The following is a 26,168-nucleotide window of genomic DNA, read 5'->3' on the forward strand; positions in this document are numbered from 1 at the left end:
CACCCAGCGCCCACGCCCGGGCCTCACGCCTTCCAGCTCACACCCCATGAAAATCGCAGTCCTCCCCGGTGACGGCATCGGCACCGAAATCGTCGCCCAAGCGATCAGCGTGTTGCAGGCTCTGGCTTTGCCGTTCGAGTTCGAGCACGCCGCCGTGGGCGGTGCCGCCTACGAGGCGCACGGCCACCCGCTGCCCGAGGCCACGCTCAAGCTGGCGCAGCAGGCCGACGCGGTGCTGTTCGGCGCCGTGGGCGACTGGAAATACGACCGGCTCGAGCGCCACCTGCGGCCCGAGCAAGCCATTCTGGGGCTGCGCAAGCACCTGGGGCTGTTTGCCAACTTCCGCCCCGCCATCTGCTACCCGCAGCTGGTCGATGCCTCCAGCCTCAAGCCCGAGCTGGTGGCCGGGCTCGACATCCTGATCATCCGCGAGCTCACCGGCGACATCTACTTCGGCCAACCGCGCGGCCGCCGCAGCGCCCCAGACGGCCCCTTTGCCGGCAGCGAAGAAGCCTTCGACACCATGCGCTACAGCCGGCCCGAGATCGAGCGCATTGCCCACGTGGCCTTCAAGGCCGCGCGCCAGCGCAACAAAAAGGTCACCAGCGTGGACAAGGCCAACGTGCTCGAGACCTTCCAGTTCTGGAAAGACGTGGTCAGCGCCGTGCACGCCGACTACCCCGACGTGGCGCTGGAGCACATGTATGTCGATAACGCCGCCATGCAGTTGGTCAAGCGCCCCAAGGCTTTTGACGTGATCGTCACCGGAAATATGTTTGGCGACATTTTGTCCGACGAGGCCTCGATGCTCACCGGCTCGATCGGCATGCTGCCCTCGGCAAGCCTGAACGAGCGTGGCCAAGGCCTGTACGAGCCCAGCCACGGCAGCGCGCCCGACATCGCCGGGCAAGGCGTGGCCAACCCGCTGGCCACGATTTTGAGCGCGGCCATGATGCTGCGCTTCTCGCTCGGCCAGCCCGAGGCGGCGGCGCGCATCGAGGCCGCAGTGCAAACCGTGCTCGAGCAAGGCCTGCGCACGCCCGACATCATGGCCCCCGGCTGCACCCGCGTCGGCACGGCGCAGATGGGCGCGGCGGTGCGGGCGGCGCTGGGCTGATCCAAGCTCCCTAATTCCAGCCAGCTCCACCGGTGTTAGTCTCTATGCAAATGCTGCCGCAGTGGCTGTACCCTTGGGTGCCCAGCATCGTGCTCGGTGCGCAGATCACCCTGCTCATCGTGGGTGCGTGGCTGCTGCGCGCCCTGTTTGGGCGCTTGGTGCGGAGTACCAGCACGCGCCATGGGCTGCCACCCGAGTTTACGTTTGTCGCCTTGCTCGCGGGCAAGATCGTGATCTACGGTGCCGCCCTGTTGCTGGTGCTCGACCGCCTGGGGGTTTCGGCCACCGTGCTCTGGACCGCGTTCACCGGCTTTGCGGCCGTGGCGGCGGTGGCCTTTTTTGCCGCCTGGAGCGTGCTGTCCAACATTTTTTGCAGTTTTTTGATCTTTGTTACCGGCATCGTGCGCTTGCACGACCACATCGAAGTCGTGGAAAACGGCCAAACCGCTGGGCTCAGGGGCCAAGTGATCGACATCAATCTGATCTACACCACGGTGCAGGAACACAGCGCCGACGGCTCGGGCTCGACCCTGAAGTTTCCCAACAGCATGTTTTTTCAACGCATCACGCGCACTTGGCCGGGCGAGCCGCCCGCGCCAGTGGTCGCGCCCACGGGCGCCGGTGCCGCCTCCCAGCCGCCCAGCGGCGGCGCTACGCCCTAATTGCACCCCCCGGGGGACGGCGGCGCCAGCGCCTCCAGACCCACGCATAAATCACGCCGTTGAACCCCAGCACCAGCGCCCCGAGCAGGTATTGCAGCTCGCGCGTCAGGCCAGCGGGGTAGATCACGGCCAGCAAGTAGTGCTCGATGAAGCCGCCCGGGGCCATGCCGGCCTGGCCGGCCTGGAGCCGGAAATGGTTTTCGATGTCGGTGAGCGGGCACGGCGCCCCGGCGATCATGACAAAAAACGCCCAAGCCGCGCACGGCAGCTGCAGCCACGGCACCCAGCGCCACCACAGCGCCAGCACGGCTCCGAACACCGAAAAAACAATGTAGAGCAGGTGGACGCTCATGACCGCTTCGGCCGCGATTTGGTACCACATGGCAGTTTTGCTCCAGACGAAAGAGGCCATCAAAACCCGCGGGCGCTGTGGCGCAACGCAAACTGCGCTGTCAACGCCCCAGAGCACCGCAGCGGTCGCCATCGGCTAGAATGTACGACCATGTTTGCCGCCCAATCGTTCACCTCGAACCACACCACCGCCACTCCGGCGCGGGTGTGTGGGCGCGCAATCGTTAAAACCACGACCGGCTAAACCCCAGCCCGGTTCGTCGCGCGCCCCCACCCGGCCAGACGAGCCGGGCAGGACGGTACCCGGGGTCTGGATCCGTATTTCTGCAACCTGAAAGGGCGTTCGTCATGAGCAAGTTGGTAGGTCTGGTGGGCTGGCGCGGCATGGTCGGCTCGGTGTTGATGGATCGCATGACGGCCGAGGGCGACTTCGCGCACATCGACCCGGTGTTCTTTTCCACCTCCAACGCCGGCGGCGCCGCCCCGGCGCAGGCCCAAAGCCAGCGCACACTGCAAGACGCCAACGACGTGGCGGCCTTGGCGCGCTGCGACATCGTCCTCACCTGCCAAGGCGGAGACTACACCAAAGCCGTGTACCCGCGTCTGCGCGCCAGCGGCTGGCGCGGGCACTGGATCGACGCCGCCTCGGCGCTGCGCATGGAACCCGAGACCGTGATCGTGCTCGACCCGGTCAACGAGGGCCTGATCCGCCAGCGCTTGGCTGCCGGCGGGCGCGACTGGATCGGCGGCAACTGCACCAACTCGATTTTGCTCATGGGCCTGTGCGGCTTGTTCCGCGCCGATCTGGTGGAGTGGGTCAGCTCGATGACCTACCAAGCGGCCTCGGGCGGCGGCGCCAACCACATGCGCGAACTGCTGCAAGGCATGGGCGTGTGCCACGCCGCCGTGGCCGCCGACTTGGCCAACCCAGCCAGCGCCATCCTGGACATCGACCGCAAAGTGGCGCAGGCCATCCGAGATGATGTGCCGCGCGAATACTTCGGTGCCCCGCTGGCCGGTGGCCTGATCCCGTGGATCGACGCGCAACTCGACAACGGCCAGTCCAAAGAAGAATGGAAAGGCCAGGCCGAGGTCAACAAAATCCTGGGCACGGCCCAGACCATCCCGGTCGATGGCCTGTGCGTGCGCATCGGCGCCATGCGCTGCCACAGCCTGGCCCTCACGCTCAAGCTCAAGCAAGACCTGCCGCTGGCCGAAATCGAGGCCCTGATTCGGGGCGGCAACCCCTGGGTCAAATGGGTTCCCAACGAGCGCCCGGCCAGCGTGGCCGAGCTTACGCCAGCAGCCATCACCGGCGGCTTGCAGGTGGGCGTGGGCCGGGTGCGCAAGCTCAACATGGGGCCGCAGTACCTGTCGGCCTTCGTGATCGGCGACCAACTGCTGTGGGGCGCGGCCGAGCCACTGCGGCGCATGCTGCGCATTCTGCTAGCGGCCTAAGGGCATGGCGGCAAGGAGAATATAAAATCTGTTGCACCAGTGCAACGCAAATCCCCTGCTTGGATGCCATTTGGGCCCCAGATTTGCTTCGCTCTGCTTCTGAGCTTGTGTGTGCAAGCGCTTGATGTTATGGTCGAATATCTTTGAAAATGACAGAGGTGTCTGTGCCGAATTGCCCTTCAAAAATGCACCCCACGGGACCTGTTGCCTTGGCCACCGACAAACCACCTGCGCCACCCCATCGGCTGCGCTGGCGCTCGGTGGCGAGCGCGGCGGCCTTGGTGGCGGCCTTGGCGGTGCCGGCCAGCCAAGCTTGGGCCGTGGCGCTGGGAAGGGTGACGGTGCAATCGCAACTGGGTGAGCCGCTGCGCGCCGAAATCGACTTGCCCCAGCTCAGCGCCCAAGACGCCGCCACCTTGCAAGCCAGCGTGGCGGCGCCCGAGCGCTTTCAGGCGCTCAACCTGAGCTTTAACCCGGCCTTGGCCGATTTGCGCTTTCAACTGGTCACGCTGCCCGACGGCCGCAGTGTCTTGCGCCTGAGCAGCACCGCCGCCATCAACGAACCCTTCCTCGATTTGCTGGTGCAAGCCAACTGGGCCAATGGGCAGTTGCTGCGTAGCTACACCCTGTTGTTCGACCCGCCCAATTTGCGCCCGGCTCCGGCTCCGGCGCCACAGCCGCCGGTTGCGGTTGCACCTCCAGCACCTCCCGCGCCAGCGCCCGCGCCCTTGGTGACCCAGGTGCGTCCGGCCGTGCCGCTGCCCCCAGCCGTCCCTGCCGCCGCCGCACCTGCACGACCCCGCGCCCAAGCGCCTGCCGCCGACCCCACCCCCGCGTCGATCACGGTTCGGCGTGGCGATACCGCCGGCCGCATCGCGCAGGCGCACCTGCCCGGCGGGGTGTCGCTCGATCAGATGTTGGTGGCGCTGCTGCGCGCCAACCCACAAGCGTTCATCGGCGACAATGTCAACCGGCTGCGCGCTGGCGCGGTGCTCGACCTGCCCAGCGCCGAAGCGGCCAACGCCACCCCCGCCCCTGAGGCGCGCCGCATCGTACAAGCCCACAGCCAAGATTTCAACGAGTTTCGGCGTCGCTTGGCCGCATTGGCCCCGGCTCAAGCAGCACCCAAAGCCACCCGCGCCGCTGCCGGTGCGGTGCAAGCCGAAGTCACCGATCCACGACCCGCCGCCGCCGTGCAAGACCGCCTGACGCTCGAGCGCGGCGCCTTGCCCGGAGCCGCTGCCGACCAGTTGGCCCAAGCGCGGCAACAGCAGGCCACGCAGCAGCAAATCACCGAAGTCGAGCGCAACCTGCAAGAGCTCGAGCGTCTGCGCCAAGCTGCGCAGGCCCCTGCCCCGGCCCCTGCAGCGCCGGCCGCTGCCGACGCCACACCAGCTGCGGCCGAAACCGCGGCGGCACCCACACCCGCCGCACCAGTCCTCGAGGCCCCGGCATTGGCTGCACCGCCTGTTCCTCCAGCCCCGGTTGCCGCACCCCCAGCCCCTGCTGCCCCACCAGCGCCTGCGCCGGCCGAAGTGGCTGCGCCCGGTTTGCTTCAGACCCTCAGCACCCACCCCTTGGCGCTGCCCGCAGCGGGTGGTGCCGCAGCCTTGCTGCTGCTGGGGCTGCTGGCCGCGCGCATCCGCAGCCGCCGACAGCAAAATCAAGCCGCTTTGGCTGACCGGGACGATCCGCAATCGGAATCCGAGAACGATGCGCTGGCCGATGCGCCGACCGATGCGCAAGCGACCTCGATGATGTATTCGCCCAGTCAGCTCGATGCGGGCGGCGACGTCGATGCCGTGGCCGAGGCCGAGGTGTACCTGGCTTATGGCCGCGAAAAGCAGGCCGAAGACATTTTGCTCGAATCCATCCGTCTGCATCCGGATAGACTGCCTGCACACCTCAAGCTGCTCGAAATTTACGGTCAACGGCGCGACTTGCCCGCTTTCAACGCCGCAGCCCAAACCTTATACCAAGTGAGCGGGGGCACGGGCGACGCCTGGGAGCAGGCGCGCGAGGCCGGCCAGCTGCTCGACCCCGACAACCCCTTCTACCAACTGGTTCCCAGCAGCGCCCCTCCAGCCAGCGCCCTTCTAGGCAGCGCCACGTCAGAGGCAGACAGCCCGTCATCGGTGGTGCCAGATTTTGATTTGGGATTTGCCGAATCCAAATCCGACACTCTTCTCTCTGAACCCGCATCCCACTCCGGCCCTGCAACAACTTCTGGCCCCGCCTCGCGGCAAGCCATGGATGCGGCCGATGAGGAGCTCGAGTCCCTGCTCGCAGGCACCCGAAAACCCACCACCCCCACAACCGACTTGGCTTTCGATTTCGACTTCGACACCACACCGAAGCCCGCACCGTCGCCTGCGGCAGATACGCCAACCACTGCAGCTTTGCCGAGCGCCATTGCTGCACATGAAATCGACTTCGATCTCGACCTTAGCGACTTCAATACCCCTACACCCAAACAGCCCCCCATCACCCCGAGCGAACCGCCCACCTCAACCCCCGAACCCAACTTGGCTGCCACCTTGCCCAGCAGCGTGCAAGATCTGTCGCTGGACCTCGATCTCGACCTCGAACCCTCAGGGGCCGACCCGCTCGAGACCAAGCTGTCGCTGGCGCAAGAGTTCGACGCCATCGGCGATACCGACGGCGCGCGCTCGCTGGCGCAAGAAGTCGAGTCCGAGGCCACCGGGGCGCTCAAAGAGCGGGCTCGGGCCTTTTTGGCGCAGTTGGGCTAAGCGCCCCCAAGTCCCCGCTGGCACCCCCCCCTTCAGAAAGCCCACGCCTTTGCGCCTCGCGCTCGGACTCAGCTACTCGGGCAGCGCCTACCAGGGCTGGCAGAGCCAAGCCAGCGGCCAGACGGTGCAAGACCACTTGCAGGCCGCACTGGCGACCTTCACCGCCGCCCCGGCCGTGAGCACCCTGTGCGCCGGGCGCACCGACGCCGGCGTGCACGCCCTGATGCAGGTGGTGCACTTCGACACCCCAATCGAGCGCCCGCTGCACGCTTGGGTGCGCGGCTGCAACCGCTACCTGCCGCCCGACATCGCCATCCAGTGGGCGCAGGTGGTGCCCGCCAGCTTTCATGCCCGTGCCAGCGCGCTGGCGCGGCGTTACGTCTATGTGCTGCTCGAATCGGCTGTGCGCCCGAGCTTGGAACACGGCCGCGCCGGCTGGGTGTTTCGGCCGCTGTCGCTGCCCGCTCTGCAGGCGGCGGCGGCGCACCTGCTGGGCCGGCACGACTTCACCAGCTTTCGCGCCTCCAGCTGCCAGGCGCTCTCGCCCGTCAAGCACCTGCGCCGGCTCGATATTTCGCGCCACGGCGCCTACTGGCGCTTCGAGTTCGAGGCCGACGCCTTTTTGCACCACATGGTGCGCAACCTCATGGGCTGCCTGCTGGCCGTGGGCCAGGGTTTGCACGCGCCCGACTGGATCGCGGACGTGCTGGCGGCGCGCAGCCGCGCCGTCGCTGCGCCCACCTTCGCCCCCGACGGGCTGTATTTTCTGGGCCCGGTCTATGCGCCGCACTGGGACCTGCCAGACCGGGTGCCGGGGCTGGATTGGTTGCCCCAAAGCCCCTAGTTGTCGCTTGCATCCCCGCTTGCATCCACCCCTGCCCCCAACCTTGCTGCCACCGCAGATAGCGCCCCCATGCCGCACCGCACCCGCATCAAAATCTGTGGCCTCACCCGCCCGTCTGACCTGCACTGCGCCGCCGCCGCCGGGGCCGACGCCGTGGGCTTCGTGCTCTACCCGCCCAGCGTGCGCGCGCTCACGCCGGCGCAGGCGGGCGCGCTGGCGCGGCTGCTGCCACCCTTTGTCACGCCGGTGCTGCTCTACGTCAACCCCAGCGCCGCCGAGGTGCAGGCCGGTTTGGCAGAGGTGCCCCACGCGCTGCTGCAGTTTCATGGCGACGAATCGCCCGCCCAATGCCAGGCGCTGGCCCAAGGCCGGCCCTATCTGCGCGCAGCGCGCATCCCGCTGAGCGCCGACGCGGCGCGCTTCGATCTTCTAGAATACGCCGAACTGCACGCCGGCGCACAAGCGCTGTTGCTCGACGCCCAAGTGCCGGGCTACGGCGGCGCCGGGCACTCTTTTGACTGGACGGCATTCGATTGGTCACATCCCGCACTAAACGCCAGCTCTCGCCTCGTTTTGTCTGGTGGACTCACGCCTGCAAACGTGGCCGATGGCGTGCGCCTGCTGCGCCCGTGGGCGGTTGATGTGAGCTCCGGCGTCGAGGCCGCGCGCGGCATCAAGTGCCCCGATTTGATCGCCCGCTTCGTCGCCGCCGTGCGCTTGGCCGATACGGCCCTTGCCGCACCCCAGCCCCTCACATCCCCACCGTCATGTCCACCGCCACCGCCACCGCCCTAGCACCCACCAGCAGCCCCCCCTACCAGCAACCCGACGCCAGCGGCCACTTCGGCCCCTACGGCGGCAGCTTTGTCAGCGAAACGCTCACCCACGCCCTGTCCGAGTTGCGCGAGGCATACGCCCGCACCCAGCACGATCCCGAGTTCCAGCGCGAATTCCGCTACGAACTGGCGCACTTCGTCGGCCGGCCCTCACCCATCTACCACGCGGCGCGCACCAGCCGCGAGCTGGGCGGGGCGCAGATCTTCCTCAAGCGCGAAGACCTCAACCACACCGGCGCGCACAAAATCAACAACGTCATCGGCCAAGCCATGCTGGCGCGGCGCATGGGCAAAGCGCGCATCATTGCCGAGACCGGCGCCGGCCAGCACGGTGTCGCCACCGCCACCATCTGCGCCCGCTACGGGCTCGAGTGCGTGATTTATATGGGCGCCGAAGACCTCAAGCGCCAACTGCCCAACGTCTATCGCATGAAGCTGCTGGGCGCCACCGTGGTGCCGGTGACATCGGGCAGCCAGACCCTCAAAGACGCGCTCAACGAAGCCATGCGCGACTGGGTCACGAACGTCGAGCACACCTTCTACCTCATCGGCACCGTGGCCGGGCCGCACCCCTACCCGATGATGGTGCGCGATTTCCAGTGCGTGATCGGCGAAGAATGCTTGCAGCAGATGCCCACCCTGCTGTACGAGCTCGGCCTGCCGGGCAACGGCGCCGAATTGCAACCCGATGTGGTGCTGGCCTGCGTGGGCGGCGGCAGCAACGCGATCGGGATTTTCCACCCCTACATCGACCACCCGCACACGCGCCTGATCGGCGTCGAGGCCGCCGGTGAAGGGCTCGAGAGCGGCCGCCACGCCGCCTCGCTGCAAAAGGGGCTGCCCGGCGTGCTGCACGGCAACCGCAGCTACGTGCTGCAAGACGAAGACGGCCAGATCATCGAGACCCACAGCGTCAGCGCCGGGCTGGACTACCCCGGCGTCGGCCCTGAGCACGCCTGGCTCAAAGACAGCGGCCGCGCCAGCTACGTGGGCATCACCGACGCGCAGGCGCTGGCCGCCTTCCACCGCCTGTGCCGCCACGAGGGCATCATCCCGGCGCTCGAATCCAGCCACGCGCTGGCCTACGCCTTCGAACTTGCTCCCACCCTGCGCCCAGATCAATCGATCCTCGTCAACCTCTCGGGCCGTGGCGACAAAGACCTAGCCACCGTATCCGAACTCGCCGGAGTGAGCGCATGAGCCGCATCGAAGCCACCTTCAGCCGCCTGCAAAGCCAGCGCCGCAAAGCCCTCATCCCCTACGTGACGGCGGGCTTCCCACAAGCCGACGGCACGCCCGCCCTGATGCAGGCGCTGGTGCAGGGCGGGGCCGACATCATCGAGCTCGGCGTGCCGTTCTCTGACCCGATGGCCGACGGCCCAGTGATCCAGCAAGCCGGCGAACGGGCGCTGCGCGCCGGCGTCGGGCTGGTGCAGGTGCTCGATATGGTGCGCGCCTTTCGCACCCACGACCGCCTCACGCCCGTGGTGCTGATGGGCTACGCCAACCCGGTGGAGCGCTACGAGCTCAAGCGCGGCGCCGGCGCCTTTGCGCGCGACGCCGCTGCCGCCGGCGTCGATGGCGTGCTGATCGTCGATTACCCGCCCGAGGAATGCCAAGCCTTTGCCGCCGCCCTGAAGGCGCAGGGGCTGGACCTGATCTTTTTGCTCGCCCCCACCAGCAGCGAGGCACGCATGGCCGAAGTCGGGCGCGTGGCCAGCGGCTACGTCTATTACGTGTCGCTCAAGGGCGTGACCGGGGCCGGGCACCTCGACACCGCCGCCGTAGAGGCGATGCTGCCGCGCATCCGCCGGCACGTGCACTTGCCCATAGGCGTGGGCTTTGGTATCCGAGACGCCGCCAGCGCCTGCGCCGTGGGCCGCAGCGCCGACGCCGTGGTGATCGGCACCCGGCTGATCCAGTTGCTCGACAGCGCGCCCCCCGAACAGGCCGGGGCTGTGGCCCGCGCCTTCATGGCCGAGTTGCGGCAGGCGCTCGACGGGCTCGAGGGCGGCGGCGCTGGCGGCCCTGTCACGCTTGCGCCGGCGGGCAATCGGGGATAATCAGCGCCGTCGTAGCCCCCAGATCAGCAAGGAAAACCCGCATGTCCTGGCTCGAAAAACTGCTCCCGCCCAAAATCAAGCGCGCCGACCCGGCCGAGCGCCGCAGCATGCCCGAGGGGCTGTGGCTCAAGTGCCCCAGCTGCGAGGCCGTGCTCTACAAAAGCGACCTCGAGAAAAACCTCAACGTCTGCCCACACTGCGCGCACCACCACCGCATCGGGGCGCGGGCGCGCCTCAACGCCTTTTTGGATGCCCAAGGCCGCTACGAAATCGGGCAAGAGGTGCTGCCCGTCGATGCGCTCAAGTTCAAGGACAGCCGCAAATACCCCGAGCGACTCAAAGAAGCACTCGAGGCCACCGGCGAGACCGACGCCCTGATCGTCATCGGCGGCGCGGTGCAGGGGCTAGATCTGGTGGCGGCGTGTTTCGAGTTTGACTTCATGGGCGGCTCGATGGGCTCGGTGGTGGGCGAGCGCTTCGTGCGCGGTGTCGAGACGGCGATCGAGCAAAAAGTGCCCTTCGTCTGCTTTACCGCCACCGGCGGCGCGCGCATGCAAGAGGGGCTGCTCAGCCTCATGCAGATGGCCAAGACCAACGCCGCCCTGACGCGGCTGGCCAAAAAGGGCCTGCCCTACCTCAGCGTGCTCACCGACCCGACCATGGGCGGCGTCAGCGCCGGCTTCGCCTTTGTCGGCGACGTGGTGATCGCCGAGCCCAAGGCGCTGATCGGCTTTGCCGGCCCGCGGGTGATCGAAAGCACGGTGCGCGTCAAGCTGCCCGAGGGCTTTCAGCGCGCCGAGTTTTTGCTCAACAAAGGGGCGCTGGACCTGATCTGCGACCGGCGCGAGCTGCGCTCCACGGTAGCCAACCTGCTGGCCATGCTGCAGCGCCAGAGCGCGGATGCGGTGCAGGCGGGTTGAACCCAGCGGTCGGCTTCAGAGGCCGATAGGCTATTGAGCGTATTTGATGTGGCGCGCATAGGAGCCGCCGGCAAGACGCAATGATCCTGCCCTTAAGGCAACAGACTGAGTGCCTGCATGTAGCGCGGGCTCACCATCAGCTCGTCCCACAGCGGCGCGGGCGCAGCGGGCAGCAGCTCGAGGCGGCGCTGCTCGCTCAGGGCGCTGGGCTGCCAGTGGCCTTCGATCTGGGCGCGGCTCAGGCCGTCGATGAGTTCGTCGATCGGCGCGCCGTCGTCCACCACGCTCTGGTTGCACAGCAGCACCAAGTCGCAGCCGGCGTGCAGCGCGGCCAGCGCGGCCTCGGTGCTGCCGATCTCGCGCCCGTCGAGGCGGCGCGCCCCGGCCATGCTCAGGTCGTCGCTGAACACGGCGCCGCCAAAACCCAGCTGCTGGCGCAAAATGCCCTCGATCCAGCGCGCTGAGAATCCGGCCGGGCGCGCATCCACCTGGCTATAGACCACGTGCGCGGGCATGACGGCGTCCAGGCTGGCTTGCAACCAGCCGTAGGGGGCGGCGTCGGCCACCAGGATGGCCTCGAGGCTGCGCTCATCCACGGGAATCTCGTGGTGCGAATCGGCTGCCACATAGCCGTGGCCAGGAAAGTGCTTGCCGCAGTTGCGCATGCCCGCTTGCAGCAGGCCGTGCATGAGCGCCTGAGCCAGCACGCTGACCACGCGCGCATCGGCGCCCAAGGCGCGGTCGCCGATCACGGCGCTGCCGCCGTGGTCGAGGTCCAGCACCGGGGTGAAGCTCAGATCGACGCCGCAGGCACGCAGTTCGGCCGCCAGCACGTAGCCGCAAGCGGTGGCGGCGCGGCAGGCGGAGAGCGCGGCGGCGCCGGGTGGTTGCGCCACTTCACCCAGCCACATCTGGCCCAGCGCGCGCATGGGAGGCAGGTGCGTAAAGCCGTCGCTGCGAAAGCGTTGCACGCGCCCGCCTTCGTGGTCGACGCAGATCAGCAGGTCGGGGCGCACTTTTTTGATCTGCCGGCACAGCTTGGCGAGTTGGGCGCGGTTCTCCCAGTTGCGGCCAAACAGAATCACGCCGCCCACCAGTGGGTGTGCAAGGCGCTGGCGCTCGGTTTTGTTCAGCCGGGTACCGGCGACGTCGATGATCAGGGGGGCGTGTTGCATGGGTTGTGCTCCACCACCACGAAGCTGGTGGCATAGTCGGTTTCGTCGCTTAAAGTCACGTGGGCGCGCAGGGCGCGCGCCGCAAACCAGTCGTTGAGGGCGCCTTGCAGCTGCACACTGGGCTGGCCGCTGGGCAGGTTCAAGATTTCGCAATCGCGCCAGCGCATGGGGAGGTGCAGCCCTAGGCCGATGGCTTTGCTAAAGGCTTCTTTGGCGCTAAAGCGCGTGGCCAAGTAGCGCAGGCCGCGCTCGGGGCTGCGCGCGCTGCGCTGTTGCCAAACGGCCAGCTCGTGCGGTCCGAGCACGCGCTGGGCAAAGCGCGGCCCGTGGCGTGCCAGCGCGGCGCCGATGCGCCGGATGTCGCAGACGTCGGTGCCGATGCCGTAGATCATGGCCGGGGGGTGGCCGGGGTGGCCTGGGCGGCCTGGGCGGCTGGGCTGGCCGCGGCCTCATCGATGCAGCGCAGGTAGTCGCACACCGTGGCGCTGTAGCCGAGCTCGAGCGCATCGGCGATCAGGGCGTGGCCGATCGAGACTTCGCGCACGCCGGGCACCTGGCGCAAAAAATCGCTCAGGTTGGCGCGGTTCAGGTCGTGCCCAGCGTTCACTTCCAGCCCGGCAGCCTGCGCGGCTTGGGCGGCGGCGGCGTAGCGCTGCAGCTGCGCCTGCAGCGCGGTGCTAGCCTTGCCATCGAGCGGGCAGTCAGCGGCTGAGTGCGCCGCCGCATAGGGCTCGGTGTAGAGCTCGACCCGGTCGGCCCCGAGGGCGCGGGCGGCCGCCATCTGCCCGGGCTCGGCGTCCATGAACAGGCTCACGCGCGCGCCCAGCGCCTGCGCCTGCGCGATCACCGGGCGCAGCCGCTCGGCATCGGTCGGCAGGCTCCAGCCGTGGTCGCTGGTGTACTGGCCCACGCTGTCGGGCACGAAGGTGAGTTGGTGCAGCGGCAGGCCGCGTGCGCGCAACTCGCGCGCCACCTCGAGCAGGTTGTGAAAAGGGTTGCCCTCGATGTTGTACTCGCGCTGCGGCCAGCCTTGCAGCAGTTCGGCGAGCTCGAACACATCGTGGCGGCGGATGTGGCGCTCGTCGGGCCGCGGGTGCACGGTGATGCCGTGCGCCCCGGCTTGCAGGCAGGCCTGCGCGGCACGCAGCACGCTCGGGATGCCTAGGTGCCGGCTGTTGCGCAGCAGCGCTACCTTGTTCAGGTTGACCGACAAGGCGCAAGGCGGGGGGCTGGCAGCAGGGCGCATGGGGCAATCGGCAATAAAGGGATGAGGAATGAAAAAATGCGCAGCGGCTCTAGCCCTCAGCGGCACCAAGGCCGCACCGCACGGACTGAACACAGATTTGCTGTGGGGTTTTGGCAAGGCATCGTGCAGGGCTCATCCGGGCAGCGCCACCCGGTGGCCCGCCAAGCGCTGCACCTGCTGCGCCCAGCGCCGGGTCTGGAACTCGCGCACCCCGCTATGGTAGTGCAAGGCGGCGCGCAACTGGCGCCGCAAGGCCCCGCTGCGGTCTTGCTGGCACAAGGGCAGCAGCGCCGGCCACACCGCGCCTGTCTGCAAGGCCGCGTGCAGCGCCAGCCAATAGTCTGCGCTGCACGATGCGGTAGCGAAATCGGCACCGGCGGCAGCAGCGGGGGCATTGAGGGAAGCACGGCCCTCCTCCTGCACCCGCCCCTGCACCCGTTCCTGCATCTGCTCTTGCGCCAACACCCCATCCAGCCCCTCGTGCTGCCCGCCATCCGGCGCCGCCACCTCGTGCAAGCCGCCCTGCGCCTGCAATTGGTAGCGCCGCTCGGGCTGCAGCGGTTGCAGGCTGGCGCTGTCGTGGTCTAGGGCCGGCAACCAGCCCAGCTCACCCAGCAGCAGCAGCTCGAAAGCGCGCAGCACCCCGGCCTGCGGCGCGCCGGCGGCCAGCAGGGCCAGCGCCTGCGCGTAGTGGTCGAACAGCGCCGGGTGCGGGTCTTCGCGCGCCAGCAGCTTGAGCAGCAGCTCGTTGAGGTAGTAGCCCGCCAGCAAGGCCTCGCCGGGGGGCAGCAGCTGCCCGCCCGGCCAGTGCGCAGCCTTGAGGGTGCGCACCTCGGTCGCGCCGCCCCAGCTCAGGCGCAGCGGCCACAGCGCCAGCAGCACCGAGCGAAACTGCGAAGTCGGGCGCTTCACGCCCTTGGCCACCAGCGCCACGCGGCCGTGGTGGCGGCTGAACACCTCGAGGATCAGGCTCGACTCGCTCCAGTCGTGGCGGTGCAGCACAAAGGCCGGTTCCTCGTGCACCCGGCTGGCCTTGGCCGCTGCCGCGCGCGCCATGGCGGCGCTCACTCGTAGCCGAAGGAGCGCACGCGGGCCTCGTTGTCGGCCCAGCCCGAACGCACCTTGACCCACAGCTGCAAAAACACCTTGCAGTCCCAGAGTTTTTCCAGCTCTTGGCGCGCTTCGCTGCCGATGCGCTTGAGCTTTTCGCCGCCCTCGCCGATCACCATGCCCTTGTGCCCCTCGCGCTCGACCACGATGGTGGCGGCGATGCGGCGCAGCGTGCCCTCTTGCTCGAACTGGTCGATCAGCACCGTGCTGGTGTAGGGCAGTTCGTCACCGGTGAGCCTAAAGAGCTTTTCGCGCACCATTTCGGCCGCCATGAAGCGCTCGCTGCGGTCGGTCAGGGCGTCGGCTTCGTGCAGCCAGTCTTGCTGCGGCAGGTATTTTTCTACGATCGCCAGCAGGCGCTGCACGTCGCGCGTGCTCTTGGCCGACATCGGCACGTATTCGGCAAAGGGGTGGCGCTGCTGCATCTGCAACAGCCACGGCGCCAAGTCGGCGCGGTTGGCCACGGCATCGAGCTTGTTGGCCAGCAGCAGCGTGGGCACCTGCGGCGGCAGCAGCGCCAGCACCTGCGCATCGGCGGGCCCAAAGCGCCCGGCCTCGAGCACGAACACGATCAGATCGACGTCGGCCACGGTACCGAGCACGGTTTTATTGAGGCTGCGGTTGAGCGCGTTGCTGTGCCGGGTCTGGAAGCCTGGCGTGTCAACGAACACAAACTGGCTCGCCCCTTGCGTGAGCACGCCGGTGATGCGGTGGCGCGTGGTCTGCGCTTTGGCTGATGTGATGCTCACTTTTTGCCCGACCAGCGCGTTGAGCAGCGTCGATTTGCCCACATTGGGCCGCCCGACGATGGCCACCAGCCCGCAGCGGCGCGGCGCCTCCACACCCGCGCTGGCACCCGGTGCGATGGCGTCTGCCGCTGCGTCTGCCAATCCCTCTGCCGCAGCGCCAGCCACACCCTCCGCAGCCACACCGCCCGGAACCAGCGGCTGATTGGCAAGAGCGGCAGCCGGGTCTGGGGCCGCTGCGGCCTTGGGCAGCTTGCCCAAAGCCTGCGCCAACATGGCCTCGAGTTCTGCGGCGCTCTGGGACTCGGCAGCGGTGGCTGGGGCTGAATCTGGCGTGGAGGCTGGGGGCTTGCTGGGTTTCATGGCCTGGTGTTTTGGAGTTGTTGCAGCAGCTGCGCGGCAGCGGCCTGCTCGGCGGCGCGGCGCGAGCTGCCCTGGCCGCGCGCGCTCTGGCCGGTCTCGTTGATCTGGCACTGCACCTCGAAGGTCTGCAGGTGCGCTTGGCCGCGCGTCGCCGCCACGGTGTAGAGCGGCAGCTGCATTTTGCGCCCCTGCAACCACTCTTGCAGGGCGGTTTTGGCGTCTTTGCCGTGCGCGCCTTGGCCCGGACGCAGGTCGATGCCCGCATACAAGCGGCGGACCAGCGCCTCGGCAGCGGCAAAGCCGGCGTCGAGGTACACAGCACCCAGCAGCGCCTCGAGCGCATCGGCCAAAATCGAGGCCCGCTGGCGGCCACCAGAGCGCGCCTCGCCCTCGCCCAGGCGCAGCAGCTCGGGCAAGCCCAGCGCCAGCGCCAGCCGGTGCAGCGTGTCTTGCTTGACCAGGTTGGCGCGGGTGCGCGAGAGCTCGCCCTCGTTGTGGCTGTCCAGGTGTTGGTAGAGCAAGGTGGTGACGGCCAAGCTGAGCACCGAGTCGCCCAGCAGCTCGAGGCGCTCGTTGTGTTCGGCGGAAAAGCTGCGGTGCGTGAGGGCGCGCAGCAGCAAGGCGGGGTGGGTGAAGCGGTGCCCGATGCGCTCTTGCAGCGCCAGCAGCGCCGCCGGGGCAGCTTGGGCAGCTGGGGGCGCTGGGGCCGCCGTGCCCGTGTCGCTGGCGGGCATCAGTGGCTGCTTCCCCGGTATTTGAGCACCAGGTAAGCTGGCCCAAACAGGGGGATTTCTTCGTCGTAGGCGAACTCCACCAGCAGGCGGTCGTTGGCGCGCGTGATGACCAGATCGGCGCCCGTGACGGCGTCGAAATAGCCCACCGTGCGCGTGCGCTCAAAGGCCGTTCGCACCTCCGCCGGAGTTTGCCCGGCAAGCGCGGCTTGCTGCACGGCGCGCTGAATCGACTGGTATTCGATCACCGTGGGCACCACCCGCGCGGCCAGAACCCCCAGCGCCGCCACCACCACACCGATCAAGACAATACCCAGAAAACTAACCCCACGCTGATGACGCTTCATGAGCCGACTCCGTTGCCATGCAAAAGGTGCATCTTAATCAATCGCCGCGCGCCGGGTTCACTCAAAGCCCCCGATGCGGCTCAAATCGCCAAAATTCATCCAAACGAAAAAGGCTTTGCCCACGATATTGGCCTCGGGCACAAAGCCCCAGAAGCGCGAATCGAGCGAGTTGTCGCGGTTGTCGCCGAGCACAAAAAAGTACCCGGCTGGCACGGTGCAGGTCACGCCTTCGATGGTGTAGCGGCACAGCTCGCGGTGCGGGAAATCGCCCACAGCGGGGATGAAGGCCGGGCGGTCGGCGTCGTTGAGGGTGCGAAAGCGGCGCTCGCCCAGGGTCTCGGCGTACTGCTGCGAGTAGCGCATCGATTCTGGGTCGTAGAACTGCGGCAGCGCCTCGCGCGGCACCTCGACGCCGTTGATCGACAAGCGCTTGTCGAGGAAGGCCACTTCGTCGCCGGGCACGGCCACCACGCGCTTGATGTAGTCTAGGTTGGGCTGCGGCGGGAAGCGAAACACCATCACGTCGCCGCGCGCGGGGGGGTTGTTGGGCAGGATTTTGGTGTGGATCACCGGCAGGCGCACGCCATAGTGGAATTTGTTGACCAAGATCAGGTCGCCCACGTGCAGCGTGGGCAGCATCGAGCCCGAGGGGATTTTGAACGGCTCAAACAAAAACGAGCGCAGCAAAAAGACGATCAAAATCACCGGAAACAGCCCGGCGGTCCAATCCAGCCACCACGGCTGCAACAGGAGTTTGTGCCGCGCCGCCTCCACATCGACGTTATCGCCCTTGATTCCCAGCCGCTCAAACTCGGCCATGCGGCGCTGGTGTTCGGCCTCGAAGCGCTGCGCGGCGGCGCGGCGCTGGGGCAAAAAATGCCAGCGCTCGGCCACCCAATAAACCCCGGTCACCGCCGTGGCCAGCAGCAGCAGCAGCGAAAAATTGCCCTGCACCAGCCCCAGGTACCAGGCCAGCCCGTAGCCACCAAAGGCCGCCAGCACCACCCCGGTGAGGGCGGCCATGCTCGATTCCCGGCTCATTCGTCCACCTGCAAAATGGCCAGAAACGCCTCTTGCGGCACCTCGACCGAACCGATCTGTTTCATGCGTTTTTTGCCCGCTTTTTGTTTTTCGAGCAGCTTGCGCTTGCGCGAGATGTCGCCGCCGTAGCATTTGGCGATCACGTTTTTGCGCAGCGCCTTGACCGTTTCGCGGGCGATGATGTTGGCCCCGATGGCCGCCTGAATGGCGACGTCGAACTGCTGGCGGCTGATGATCTCGCGCATCTTGGCCACCACCGCGCGCGCGCGAAACTGCGACTGGCTGCGGTGCACGATGATCGACAGCGCATCGACCTTGTCGCCGTTGAGCATGATGTCCACCTTGACCACGTCAGAGGCGCGGTACTCTTTGAACTCGTAGTCCATGCTGGCGTAGCCGCGGCTGACCGATTTGAGCTTGTCAAAGAAGTCGAGCACAATCTCGCCCAGCGGCAGCTCGTAGGTGAGCATGACCTGCTTGCCGTGGTAAGCCATGTTGAGCTGCACGCCGCGCTTCTGGTTCGCCAGCGTCATGACCGCGCCCACGTACTCTTGCGGCATGTACAGGTGCACGGTGACGATGGGCTCGCGGATTTCCTGGATGCGCCCGACTTCGGGCATCTTGGCCGGGTTTTCGATCTCCAGCAGCTCGCCATCGCCGCGCAGCACCTGATAGACCACGCTGGGCGCGGTGGTGATCAGGTCTTGGTCGAATTCGCGCTCGAGCCGCTCTTGCACGATTTCCATGTGCAGCAGGCCCAGAAAACCGCAGCGGAAACCAAAACCCAGCGCCTGCGAGACTTCGGGCTCGTAGTGCAGCGCGGCGTCGTTGAGCTGCAACTTTTCGAGCGCGTCGCGCAGCTCCTCGTATTCGCTGGCTTCGCTCGGGTACAGGCCGGCAAAAACCTGCGGCTGCACCTCTTTGAAGCCCGGCAGCGGCTCGGTGGCCAGTTGCAGGTTGGCGCCGCTGCTGCTCTTGATGGCGGTGAGCGTGTCGCCCACCTTGGCCGCCTTGAGCTCGCGGATGCCGGCGATCACGTAACCCACCTCGCCGGCACACAACGCCTGGCGCGGCTGGTTGGCGGGGGTGAACACGCCCAGCTTCTCGCTGCTATAGACTGCGCCCGTGGCCATGAGCTTGATGCGGTCGCCGCGGTTCAGGCGGCCATCGACCACCCGCACCAGCATCACCACGCCGACGTAGTTGTCGAACCACGAGTCGATGATCATGGCGCGCAAGGCCGCCTCGGGCTGGCCGCGCGGCGGCGGCACCTTGGCCACCACCAGCTCCAGAATCTCGTCGATGCCCATGCCGGTTTTGGCCGAGCAGGGGATGGCCTCGGTGGCGTCGATGCCGATCACCTCCTCGATCTCTTGCCGCGCCGCGTCCGGGTCGGCCTGCGGCAGGTCCATTTTGTTGAGCACCGGCAGCACCTCCACGCCCAGCTCGAGCGCGGTGTAGCAGTTGGCCACCGTTTGCGCCTCCACCCCTTGGCTGGCATCGACCACCAGCAGCGCGCCCTCGCAGGCGCTGAGCGAGCGGCTGACTTCGTAAGAGAAATCGACGTGCCCGGGGGTGTCGATCAGGTTCAGGTTGTAGGTTTGGCCGTCGCGCGCGGTGTATTGCAGCGCCGCCGTCTGCGCCTTGATGGTGATGCCGCGCTCTTTTTCCAAGTCCATCGAATCCAGCACCTGCGCGCTCATTTCGCGGTCGCTCAAGCCGCCGCAGCGGGCGATCAAGCGGTCGGCCAACGTGCTTTTGCCGTGGTCGATGTGGGCGATGATGGAAAAATTGCGGATGTGCTTCATGAAAGGGGCAAACAAAACGGGCGCGCACTGGCTGGCGCGCCCGAGGCCTGCTGCAAAAGGGGCAGGTCAACCCGCCATTTTACGTTACGGGCGGATGATGGCGTATTGGGTCCAGTCGCCGCGGCGCACCAGCACGTGCACGGGGCGGTTCTGGGGCACGGCAGCGGCAGCGGCCTCGAACTCGCGCACGCTGGCCACCGGGCGGTTGCCAACGGCCAAAATCACGTCCTCGGCTTGCAGGCCGGCCCGAGCCGCCGCGCCGCTGGCCGCCGCCACCCAGACCCCGCCGTCGATGCGCAGGCTGCGCCGCTCGGCCGCCGTGGCCTCGCGCAAGTTCAGGCCCAGGCGCTGCGCCGCCGGGGTGGCTGTAGGTGGCTCGGCGTCGCGCTCGCCGGCGCGGGCGGTGCGTTCGTCCTCAAAGGCCGCCACGGTCACGGTCAGGGTGCGCTCGGCCCCTTGGCGCCACACCCGCACCGGCACCCGGGAGCCGGGCGCGGTGCCGGCCACGATGCGCGGCAGGTCGGTCGAGCGTTCTACCGCTTTGCCATCGAAACTCAAAATCACGTCGCCGGGCTCGATACCACCGCGAGCCGCCGGCGAGTTGTTTTCCACGCCCCGGATCAAGGCCCCGGTGGCGCGCTGCAGGCGCAGCGCTTCGGCCGTCTCGCGGTCCACGGCGGCGATCGCTACGCCGATGCGCCCGCGCGTGACGCGGCCGGTGGCGCGCAGCTGGTCGGCAACCACCATCGCTTCGTCGATCGGAATGGCAAAGGAGATGCCCTGAAAGCCGCCCGAGCGGCTGTAGATCATGCTGTTGATGCCCACCACCTCGCCACGCATGTTGATCAGGGGGCCGCCCGAGTTGCCGGGGTTGATGGCCACGTCGGTCTGGATGAAGGGCAGGAACTCGCCTGTTTCGCGCTGCTTGGCGCTGACAATGCCGGCGGTGACGGTGTTTTCAAGCCCAAAGGGCGAACCGATGGCCATGACCCACTCGCCCACGCGCAGCCGCGTCACGTCGCCGATGCGCACCGTGGGCAGCCGGGTGGCCTCGATTTTGACCACCGCCACGTCGGTGCGCCGGTCGGACCCGACCACGCGGGCGGTGAATTCGCGCTCGTCGTTGAGCGTCACCACGACCTCGCTGGCGCCCTCGACCACGTGCGCGTTGGTGAGGATGAAGCCGTCGGGCGTGAGGATGAAGCCCGAACCGACGCCACGCGGGCGCTCGATCTCGGGCCCGTCTTGCGGGCCTTGGGGGCCGCGCGGTGACATGCCGGGGGGCAGCGGGATGCCAAAGCGGCGAAAGAACTCCTGCATTTGGTCTTCGGGCGAGCCGCCGCGGCGCACGCGCTCCACGGTGCGGATGTTGACCACCGCCGGCCCGACCAGATCGACCAGCACCGTGAAATCGGGCAGGCCGCGCACCTCCACCGGGGGGGCACTGGCTGGGACCACGGTAGCTGCGCTGCGTGCGGGCACGGCCTGCGCCATGGCACCCAAGGGCAGCGGGCCGCTTGAGGTGCCGGAGGCAACGGGCGTGCCAGGCTGCGCCTCCACCGTCTGTGACTGCGCCAGCCACAACACGGCCACCAAACCGAGTGCAGCCGCGCTGGCTGCCAAGTAACGCCGGGTGCTTTGGGTAAGGATCTTCATGGTAGGGGGTACTCCGTCGGTCAGGGCTGGTTCATTTTGCCCCAGATGCGGCAAATCGCGGTGCAGCGCCTAAGAATGGGGGTGCCACAGCGGATATTCAAGCCTCAGCGCAGCCGCTCGAGCGCTTGGATGTGCAACAACAGCGTCTCGGGCGGCACCTCGCCCATCGCAGTCACCCAATGATCGCCCACACGGCGCGTCAACGAATGGGTGGCGCCTTCAGCCTGCACCGACTCGCGCGTGTGCCGCTGCGGGTTGAAGGTTTCAATGAACAGCGACACCGACGCCAAGCCGTCCGAAAAAACCCACTGGGCAATCGGGGCGGCGTTCGGATCCTGTCGCAGATTGAATACCATGGGTTGAAAACCGGGCACATCGTGGCGCATGCGCCAGCGCTGATCGAGTGCCGTGCTGGGGCGTTGCACCGAATGCACGATGCGGTAGCCGTTGGTCTGCTCAAACTGGCGCGCCAACAGCTCAAGGCGCACAGGGGCATCGAGCTGCAGCTCGGTAAACGCCACCTGCTCCAGCACGCGCCCTTGGGGGCTGCGGGTTTGCATTTTGAGCATCAAGCCGGTGCGCTGCTCAGACCAGACGCGGTAGCCAAAGCGCAGCCCGTCGGCGGCGACAAAGTCCACCACCGTGGCCTCCAGCCCCGCTACGCGCTCGCTGCCGACCACGCGCACGCTGTAAAACGAGTCGATGCGCGGGTTGGTCGGGCGCAGCCAATCGGGGAACTGGCGCAGGGCGTCGCGCCGGTCTTTGTGCACCAGCTTTTGGACCGGGAAAAAAATCGCCACTTCGTCGTTGCGCCGCATGGTGATGCGCGGCGCACCAGTCAAGGCCTCGATGCGCTCCAGCTGCTGGCGCCCATCGCACACGTGCCAGATTTTGGAAGAGGCGATTTCGGTGCCGTTGGAAAACACAAAGGTGCCCGTGTACGAGCGGTTGCGCGTGGCCATGTGCAGGCGCTCGAGCCAGTGCAGAACCGACTGCTGCTGCGCGGCGTTGCCCGGACTGGCACTGCTGGCGGGGGCGTTGGCTTGGGGTGCAGCCGCTGTGGGCGCCGCGCTCTGCGCGTACACCGCAGATGCACCCAGAGCCAGCCACAAAGCAACGGTCCGACGTGCAAACCCTGTTGCCCTTGAGTCCGAAGCGCGTTGCGTATTCATCAATTAGCGGGCCGATCGTAGGTGGCGTTGCGCATGAAGCCCACCGGCACGTGCAAGGCGTTGAGGCTGCCGTGGTGGCGGTGCGCCGCCATCAGGGCCTCGAACTGCGGGTCGCGCCAGACCAAACCGTGGGCCGTGGCCACGGTCTGCAAGTCAGCGGGCTGCGCGGCCGCATCGGGCGCGGCGGCCACCAACGGGGCCGGGGATTGCGCCCATTGCTGGCCGGCGTCTGGGGTGGCGGCACCGGGCAGCAACGACCACGACAGGGCAGCCACCGCCGCCACCGAGGCCAATCCGGACACCATTTTCCAGCGAAACACGGCGTCGTTGGCGGCGTGCTGGGCGGTAGGCAGCGGCACAGCGGGTTGCTGCGCGCGGGGTTGCTCGGGCTGGATGGGCGCTTGGGGCTGCGGGCTCGTTTCGGGTTGCACGTGTGCTGCGGGCTGCTGGGGCGCCGCCGCAATCGGGTTCCAGGCGGGGGCCGGCTCGGCGGCTAGGCGCGCCAACACGGCATTGGCAAAGTCTGGGCTGGCGGGCGGGTGCGCCGGCTCACCGCGCAGCGCCTCGCCGATCCAGTGGTGCAGCGACCAGTCGGCACACAGGTCGGCGTCGAGAGCGGCATCGAGCTCGGCATCAAGAGCGGTATCGAGATCAGAACCGCGCTCAGCGCCCAGTACGGGCCGCTGGCGCCCCGGCGTGGCGAGGGCCCGGGCCACGCGCTCGGGCGGGCACTCGCCGTCCACCAAGGCCGACAACCATTCGCGCGCGGTTGCTGGGTCGGCATCTGGCGCCGCCGCGTTTGCGGCGCCAGAGCCCGTCGGGCCAGCTGGGTTGAGCGCGTCGGCTTGGGCGGGGTGCTCGGCCTTGTGGGCGTTGGAGCGGGGCATGGTCTGCATGGTACTGCGCTTTCACATTCAGGGTTGGCCGCTTCACCAGCGCTTGCCCGACTGGCGTTCCAGCATGGGCTTGATGCGCGCCGAAATGGCTTCGCGGGCGCGGAAAATGCGCGAGCGCACCGTGCCGATGGGGCAGTCCAGCGCTTGCGCAATTTCCTCGTAGCTGAGGCCTTCGATCTCGCGCAGGGCAATGGCCTGCCCCAATTCTTTGGGCAGCGCCTCCATCGCGTCGTTCACGGCTTGGGCGATTTCTTTGCTCGCCAGCAACGACTCGGGCGTTTCGGCATCGGCTACTTGCCCATTTAGTTCGAGTTCTGGTGCGGAAGTTTCATCGTCTTCGTTGCGCATCAGCGAACTCATCAGCACCACCGGGTCGCGCTTGAGCTCCATGAGCTGTTTTTTGGCGGTGTTGACCGCGATCCGATACAGCCAGGTGTAAAACTGGGCCTCGCCGCGAAACTGGCCCAGCGCCCGGTAGGCACGGATAAAGGTCTCTTGCGCGATGTCCTGCACCAAGTCGGAGTCGCGCACCATGCGCCCGATCAGGCGCTCGACGCGGCGCTGGTATTTGACCACCAGCAAACCGTAGGCGCGTTGATCCCCGGCCAGCGTGCGCTGCACCAGCAACAAATCGGCGTTAACGGGGAGGGATTCGAGTTCGGTCATGGTGATCGGTGAGGGCGAGTCAATATACCCGATCGCTGCTCTGGTTTGGCCCCAAGGTGCGCGCAAGCGCTGGCGCATTTGTAAGTTTGTGCAGCACTCGGCCTCTCAGGGTTGGCGCTGATGGTGCACAGCGGCGCGAAGTGCCTGCCATTGCCCCGGGTTTTGGCTGCGCTCGAGCCAGACCCAGCCGCGCAGGCCGCTGGCGCTGTGCCAATGCAACAGCAGCAGGCCCTGCAGATCGAGCACGCAGCGCAACTCGGTCAGCTCGAGGCCACGCCGCCACGCGGGGCTAAACCAGCGCCACTGTCCGCGCGCACCGGGGCTGCGGTTACGCGCACCGGGCGGCACGGGCTCCCACACCAGCTCGCCTTGCACCGGCTGGCGCAAGCGCCACAGGCACCAAGCCAGCAGCGCGACACCCACAGCCAAGCTGACCCACCAGGCCGGTGGCGCCACGTGCGCGGGGGCCAGCGTCAGCCAAAGCAACAAACCCGCAGCCCACGCCAGCGCCAGCCCAGCCAGCGCCGCGTATTCGGCCTTGGGCGCCCCGGCGGGGTAAGAGACCGCTGGCGGGCCTTGCATGGCGGGGGTGCTTATGAAGGACGCGGTGGTCGATGAATCGGCGGCAAATGGGGATGCCGCCGCCTACACCAGACGACGCCGCATCAGGCCAAGCACGAACGAAAGCCCATCAGATGCGCTTGAACACCAGCGAACCGTTGGTGCCGCCGAAGCCGAAGTTGTTCTTCAGGGCCACGTCGATCTTGCGCTCGCGCGCCGTGTGGGCGCAGTAATCGAGGTCGCACTCGGGGTCGGGCTCGTGCAGGTTGATGGTCGGGGGGGCCACCTGGTGGTGCAGCGCCAGCACCGTGAACACGCTCTCGATGCCGCCGGCGCCGCCGAGCAGGTGCCCGGTCATGGACTTGGTGGAGCTGATCAGCACCTGGCGCGCATGATCGCCCAGAGCCGCCTTGATGGCGTTGCTCTCGTTGATGTCGCCCAGCGGCGTGGAGGTGCCGTGGGCGTTGAGGTAGTCCACCTGGTCGGGGTTGAGGCCGGCGTTGCGCAGCGCCGACAGCATGGCGCGGCGCGGGCCGTCCATGTTGGGGGCGGTCATGTGGCCGGCGTCGGCGCTCATGCCGTAACCCGCCACTTCGGCGTAGATTTTGGCCCCACGGGCGCGGGCGTGCTCGTAGGCTTCGAGCACCAGCACGCCGGCGCCTTCGCCCAGCACGAAGCCGTCGCGCCCGCGGTCCCAAGGGCGCGAGGCGGCGGTGGGGTCGTCGTTGCGGGTCGAGAGCGCGCGCATGGCCGCAAAGCCGCCGATGCCCAGCGGCGACACGGTGGCCTCGGAGCCGCCGGCCACCACCACGTCGGCGTCGCCGTATTCGATCTTGCGCGCCGCCTCACCGATGCAGTGCAAGCCGGTGGTGCAGGCCGTGACCACCGCGAGGTTGGGGCCCTTGAAGCCAAAGCGCATCGACACATGGCCCGAGATCATGTTGATGATCGAGGCCGGGACGAAAAAGGGCGAAATGCGGCGCGGCCCGCGCTGCATCAGGTCGGCGTGGGTCTGCTCGATCAGCGGCAGTCCGCCGATGCCCGAACCGATCACGCAGCCAATGCGGCAGGCTTGCTCCTCATCCAGCTCTTCCCCGGTGGGCAAGCCGGCGTCGGCCACGGCCTGCGCGGCGGCGGCGATGCCGTAGTGGATGAAGGTGTCCATGGTGCGCGCTTCTTTGGCACCGATGTAGGCTTCGAGGTCGAAGCCGCGCACTTCGCCTGCAATTTGGCAGGCAAAGGCAGAGGCATCGAACTTGGTGATGGGGCCGATGCCGGAGCGGCCTGCGAGCACGCTGGCCCACGCCTCGGGCACCGTGTTGCCCACGGGGCTGATGCAGCCCAGACCGGTCACGACGACGCGACGGCGGCTCATAGGCAACTCAGCCTTTCTGATGCGCCAGCGCGTAATCGACGGCGTGCTGAACGGTGGTGATTTTTTCGGCGTCTTCGTCCGGGATCTCGATCCCGAACTCGTCTTCCAGGGCCATGACCAGTTCCACGGTGTCGAGCGAGTCGGCACCCAGATCGGCCACGAAGGCTTTTTCGTTGGTGACCTGGGACTCTTCTACGCCGAGTTGTTCGGCGATGATTTTCTTCACACGTGCTTCGATGTCGCTCATAGTTCCCTCTGTGGGTGGTTGAAATGC

26 protein-coding genes are annotated in these 26,168 nt (G+C 67.6%); 9 read left to right on the forward strand and 17 right to left on the reverse strand.

Annotated features, from left to right (window positions below; genetic code table 11):
* Positions 1 to 46 precede the first annotated feature (46 nt).
* Together leuB and SMCB_RS08255 are read left to right on the forward strand one after the other, a co-directional pair.
* A complete protein-coding gene (gene leuB / locus SMCB_RS08250; RefSeq protein WP_045536224.1) occupies positions 47 to 1,117 on the forward strand; it encodes a 3-isopropylmalate dehydrogenase in 1,071 nt (356 codons plus the stop codon).
* A gap of 44 nt (positions 1,118 to 1,161) precedes the next feature.
* The gene (locus tag SMCB_RS08255; RefSeq protein WP_045536227.1) at positions 1,162 to 1,779 is read left to right on the forward strand and encodes a mechanosensitive ion channel family protein; all 618 of its coding nucleotides are present in this window, start codon (positions 1,162 to 1,164) and stop codon (positions 1,777 to 1,779) included.
* Here SMCB_RS08255 and SMCB_RS08260 read toward each other — a convergent pair.
* Positions 1,769 to 2,161, reverse strand: a complete 393-nt coding sequence (locus tag SMCB_RS08260; RefSeq protein WP_045533579.1) for a DUF2784 domain-containing protein — start codon at positions 2,159 to 2,161, stop codon at positions 1,769 to 1,771. The genes SMCB_RS08255 and SMCB_RS08260 overlap by 11 nt on opposite strands.
* Positions 2,162 to 2,478: 317 nt before the next feature.
* On the opposite strand from SMCB_RS08260, the gene asd reads away from it, so the two are divergent.
* The 7 genes from asd (at position 2,479) to accD (ending at position 11,001) form a co-directional block, all read left to right on the forward strand.
* Complete coding sequence (asd, locus tag SMCB_RS08265; RefSeq protein WP_045536229.1) at positions 2,479 to 3,588, forward strand: aspartate-semialdehyde dehydrogenase; 1,110 nt, start codon at positions 2,479 to 2,481, stop codon at positions 3,586 to 3,588.
* Between the two features lie 209 nt (positions 3,589 to 3,797).
* Positions 3,798 to 6,338: a FimV/HubP family polar landmark protein gene (locus SMCB_RS08270; protein ID WP_052468472.1), complete on the forward strand. Its 2,541-nt coding sequence runs from the start codon at positions 3,798 to 3,800 to the stop codon at positions 6,336 to 6,338.
* A 49-nt stretch (positions 6,339 to 6,387) separates the two neighbouring features.
* On the forward strand, positions 6,388 to 7,182 hold the full coding sequence (gene truA / locus SMCB_RS08275) for a tRNA pseudouridine(38-40) synthase TruA (RefSeq protein WP_045536231.1): 795 nt from the start codon (positions 6,388 to 6,390) through the stop codon (positions 7,180 to 7,182).
* Positions 7,183 to 7,251: 69 nt separating this feature from the next.
* Positions 7,252 to 7,977 (forward strand): phosphoribosylanthranilate isomerase, encoded by a 726-nt coding sequence (locus SMCB_RS08280; protein WP_045536233.1) that lies wholly within the window; start codon positions 7,252 to 7,254, stop codon positions 7,975 to 7,977.
* Positions 7,950 to 9,218: a tryptophan synthase subunit beta gene (gene trpB / locus SMCB_RS08285; protein WP_045536235.1), complete on the forward strand. Its 1,269-nt coding sequence runs from the start codon at positions 7,950 to 7,952 to the stop codon at positions 9,216 to 9,218. Before SMCB_RS08280 ends, trpB begins: the two co-directional genes overlap by 28 nt.
* Positions 9,215 to 10,081, forward strand: a complete 867-nt coding sequence (trpA, locus tag SMCB_RS08290; RefSeq protein ID WP_082027317.1) for a tryptophan synthase subunit alpha — start codon at positions 9,215 to 9,217, stop codon at positions 10,079 to 10,081. The genes trpB and trpA overlap by 4 nt, the downstream gene beginning before the upstream one ends.
* Positions 10,082 to 10,122: 41 nt before the next feature.
* Positions 10,123 to 11,001 carry an acetyl-CoA carboxylase, carboxyltransferase subunit beta gene (gene accD, locus SMCB_RS08295; protein ID WP_045536237.1) on the forward strand — a complete coding sequence of 293 codons (879 nt, stop codon included), beginning with the start codon at positions 10,123 to 10,125 and terminating at the stop codon, positions 10,999 to 11,001.
* A gap of 92 nt (positions 11,002 to 11,093) precedes the next feature.
* Here accD and nagZ read toward each other — a convergent pair whose 3' ends face one another.
* The 16 genes from nagZ to acpP form a co-directional block, all read right to left on the reverse strand.
* Positions 11,094 to 12,176, reverse strand: coding sequence for a beta-N-acetylhexosaminidase (nagZ, locus tag SMCB_RS08300; RefSeq protein ID WP_045536240.1), 1,083 nt, complete (start codon positions 12,174 to 12,176; stop codon positions 11,094 to 11,096).
* On the reverse strand, positions 12,158 to 12,568 hold the full coding sequence (acpS, locus tag SMCB_RS08305) for a holo-ACP synthase (protein WP_045536242.1): 411 nt from the start codon (positions 12,566 to 12,568) through the stop codon (positions 12,158 to 12,160). The genes nagZ and acpS overlap by 19 nt, the downstream gene beginning before the upstream one ends.
* Entirely contained in the window at positions 12,565 to 13,422 is an 858-nt protein-coding gene (locus tag SMCB_RS08310) for a pyridoxine 5'-phosphate synthase (RefSeq protein ID WP_045536243.1), read from the reverse strand. The genes acpS and SMCB_RS08310 overlap by 4 nt, the downstream gene beginning before the upstream one ends.
* Positions 13,423 to 13,554: 132 nt before the next feature.
* Positions 13,555 to 14,478, reverse strand: coding sequence for a DNA repair protein RecO (gene recO, locus SMCB_RS13315; protein WP_045537892.1), 924 nt, complete (start codon positions 14,476 to 14,478; stop codon positions 13,555 to 13,557).
* Positions 14,479 to 14,486: 8 nt separating this feature from the next.
* Positions 14,487 to 15,641: a GTPase Era gene (gene era / locus SMCB_RS08320; protein ID WP_231851186.1), complete on the reverse strand. Its 1,155-nt coding sequence runs from the start codon at positions 15,639 to 15,641 to the stop codon at positions 14,487 to 14,489.
* Positions 15,638 to 16,375, reverse strand: coding sequence for a ribonuclease III (gene rnc, locus SMCB_RS08325; protein WP_082027318.1), 738 nt, complete (start codon positions 16,373 to 16,375; stop codon positions 15,638 to 15,640). Before rnc ends, era begins: the two co-directional genes overlap by 4 nt.
* Positions 16,375 to 16,719 (reverse strand): DUF4845 domain-containing protein, encoded by a 345-nt coding sequence (locus SMCB_RS08330; protein ID WP_045536245.1) that lies wholly within the window; start codon positions 16,717 to 16,719, stop codon positions 16,375 to 16,377. Before SMCB_RS08330 ends, rnc begins: the two co-directional genes overlap by 1 nt.
* A 57-nt stretch (positions 16,720 to 16,776) precedes the next feature.
* A complete protein-coding gene (gene lepB, locus SMCB_RS08335) occupies positions 16,777 to 17,742 on the reverse strand; it encodes a signal peptidase I (RefSeq protein ID WP_045536247.1) in 966 nt (321 codons plus the stop codon).
* 14 nt (positions 17,743 to 17,756) lie between these two features.
* Positions 17,757 to 19,568 (reverse strand): translation elongation factor 4, encoded by a 1,812-nt coding sequence (gene lepA / locus SMCB_RS08340; protein ID WP_045536248.1) that lies wholly within the window; start codon positions 19,566 to 19,568, stop codon positions 17,757 to 17,759.
* An 84-nt stretch (positions 19,569 to 19,652) separates the two neighbouring features.
* Positions 19,653 to 21,062, reverse strand: coding sequence for a Do family serine endopeptidase (locus SMCB_RS08345; RefSeq protein WP_045537898.1), 1,410 nt, complete (start codon positions 21,060 to 21,062; stop codon positions 19,653 to 19,655).
* A 266-nt stretch (positions 21,063 to 21,328) separates the two neighbouring features.
* Positions 21,329 to 22,309: a MucB/RseB C-terminal domain-containing protein gene (locus tag SMCB_RS08350; RefSeq protein ID WP_171820297.1), complete on the reverse strand. Its 981-nt coding sequence runs from the start codon at positions 22,307 to 22,309 to the stop codon at positions 21,329 to 21,331.
* An 86-nt stretch (positions 22,310 to 22,395) separates the two neighbouring features.
* A complete protein-coding gene (locus tag SMCB_RS08355) occupies positions 22,396 to 23,292 on the reverse strand; it encodes a sigma-E factor negative regulatory protein (protein ID WP_045536256.1) in 897 nt (298 codons plus the stop codon).
* A gap of 33 nt (positions 23,293 to 23,325) precedes the next feature.
* Entirely contained in the window at positions 23,326 to 23,958 is a 633-nt protein-coding gene (gene rpoE, locus SMCB_RS08360) for an RNA polymerase sigma factor RpoE (RefSeq protein WP_045536258.1), read from the reverse strand.
* Between the two features lie 105 nt (positions 23,959 to 24,063).
* On the reverse strand, positions 24,064 to 24,540 hold the full coding sequence (locus SMCB_RS08365; protein ID WP_045536260.1) for a hypothetical protein: 477 nt from the start codon (positions 24,538 to 24,540) through the stop codon (positions 24,064 to 24,066).
* A 109-nt stretch (positions 24,541 to 24,649) separates the two neighbouring features.
* The gene (gene fabF, locus SMCB_RS08370) at positions 24,650 to 25,894 is read right to left on the reverse strand and encodes a beta-ketoacyl-ACP synthase II (RefSeq protein ID WP_045536262.1); all 1,245 of its coding nucleotides are present in this window, start codon (positions 25,892 to 25,894) and stop codon (positions 24,650 to 24,652) included.
* A 7-nt stretch (positions 25,895 to 25,901) separates the two neighbouring features.
* Positions 25,902 to 26,141 carry an acyl carrier protein gene (gene acpP, locus SMCB_RS08375; RefSeq protein ID WP_045536264.1) on the reverse strand — a complete coding sequence of 80 codons (240 nt, stop codon included), beginning with the start codon at positions 26,139 to 26,141 and terminating at the stop codon, positions 25,902 to 25,904.
* Positions 26,142 to 26,168 lie beyond the last annotated feature (27 nt).

Origin of the sequence: Serpentinimonas maccroryi, assembly GCF_000828915.1 — a bacterium.
Lineage (GTDB): Bacteria > Pseudomonadota > Gammaproteobacteria > Burkholderiales > Burkholderiaceae_C > Serpentinimonas > Serpentinimonas maccroryi.

What these genes read in the sequence shown, in the direction of transcription:
- lepB (WP_045536247.1), bottom strand. Translation starts at nt 17,742, where the DNA reads ATGGCCGCCCTCACCGGGGTGGTGCTGGCGGCCTTTGGTGGCTACGGG.
- fabF (WP_045536262.1), bottom strand. Translation starts at nt 25,894, where the DNA reads ATGAGCCGCCGTCGCGTCGTCGTGACCGGTCTGGGCTGCATCAGCCCC.
- SMCB_RS08255 (WP_045536227.1), top strand. Translation starts at nt 1,162, where the DNA reads ATGCAAATGCTGCCGCAGTGGCTGTACCCTTGGGTGCCCAGCATCGTG.
- rpoE (WP_045536258.1), bottom strand. Translation starts at nt 23,958, where the DNA reads ATGACCGAACTCGAATCCCTCCCCGTTAACGCCGATTTGTTGCTGGTG.
- trpA (WP_082027317.1), top strand. Translation starts at nt 9,215, where the DNA reads ATGAGCCGCATCGAAGCCACCTTCAGCCGCCTGCAAAGCCAGCGCCGC.
- recO (WP_045537892.1), bottom strand. Translation starts at nt 14,478, where the DNA reads ATGGCGCGCGCGGCAGCGGCCAAGGCCAGCCGGGTGCACGAGGAACCG.
- SMCB_RS08365 (WP_045536260.1), bottom strand. Translation starts at nt 24,540, where the DNA reads ATGCAAGGCCCGCCAGCGGTCTCTTACCCCGCCGGGGCGCCCAAGGCC.
- lepA (WP_045536248.1), bottom strand. Translation starts at nt 19,568, where the DNA reads ATGAAGCACATCCGCAATTTTTCCATCATCGCCCACATCGACCACGGC.
- SMCB_RS08260 (WP_045533579.1), bottom strand. Translation starts at nt 2,161, where the DNA reads ATGTGGTACCAAATCGCGGCCGAAGCGGTCATGAGCGTCCACCTGCTC.
- asd (WP_045536229.1), top strand. Translation starts at nt 2,479, where the DNA reads ATGAGCAAGTTGGTAGGTCTGGTGGGCTGGCGCGGCATGGTCGGCTCG.
- nagZ (WP_045536240.1), bottom strand. Translation starts at nt 12,176, where the DNA reads ATGCAACACGCCCCCCTGATCATCGACGTCGCCGGTACCCGGCTGAAC.
- SMCB_RS08355 (WP_045536256.1), bottom strand. Translation starts at nt 23,292, where the DNA reads ATGCAGACCATGCCCCGCTCCAACGCCCACAAGGCCGAGCACCCCGCC.
- acpP (WP_045536264.1), bottom strand. Translation starts at nt 26,141, where the DNA reads ATGAGCGACATCGAAGCACGTGTGAAGAAAATCATCGCCGAACAACTC.
- SMCB_RS08310 (WP_045536243.1), bottom strand. Translation starts at nt 13,422, where the DNA reads ATGCGCCCTGCTGCCAGCCCCCCGCCTTGCGCCTTGTCGGTCAACCTG.
- rnc (WP_082027318.1), bottom strand. Translation starts at nt 16,375, where the DNA reads ATGCCCGCCAGCGACACGGGCACGGCGGCCCCAGCGCCCCCAGCTGCC.
- SMCB_RS08280 (WP_045536233.1), top strand. Translation starts at nt 7,252, where the DNA reads ATGCCGCACCGCACCCGCATCAAAATCTGTGGCCTCACCCGCCCGTCT.
- trpB (WP_045536235.1), top strand. Translation starts at nt 7,950, where the DNA reads ATGTCCACCGCCACCGCCACCGCCCTAGCACCCACCAGCAGCCCCCCC.
- era (WP_231851186.1), bottom strand. Translation starts at nt 15,641, where the DNA reads ATGAAACCCAGCAAGCCCCCAGCCTCCACGCCAGATTCAGCCCCAGCC.
- acpS (WP_045536242.1), bottom strand. Translation starts at nt 12,568, where the DNA reads ATGATCTACGGCATCGGCACCGACGTCTGCGACATCCGGCGCATCGGC.
- SMCB_RS08345 (WP_045537898.1), bottom strand. Translation starts at nt 21,062, where the DNA reads ATGGCGCAGGCCGTGCCCGCACGCAGCGCAGCTACCGTGGTCCCAGCC.
- SMCB_RS08330 (WP_045536245.1), bottom strand. Translation starts at nt 16,719, where the DNA reads ATGAAGCGTCATCAGCGTGGGGTTAGTTTTCTGGGTATTGTCTTGATC.
- accD (WP_045536237.1), top strand. Translation starts at nt 10,123, where the DNA reads ATGTCCTGGCTCGAAAAACTGCTCCCGCCCAAAATCAAGCGCGCCGAC.
- leuB (WP_045536224.1), top strand. Translation starts at nt 47, where the DNA reads ATGAAAATCGCAGTCCTCCCCGGTGACGGCATCGGCACCGAAATCGTC.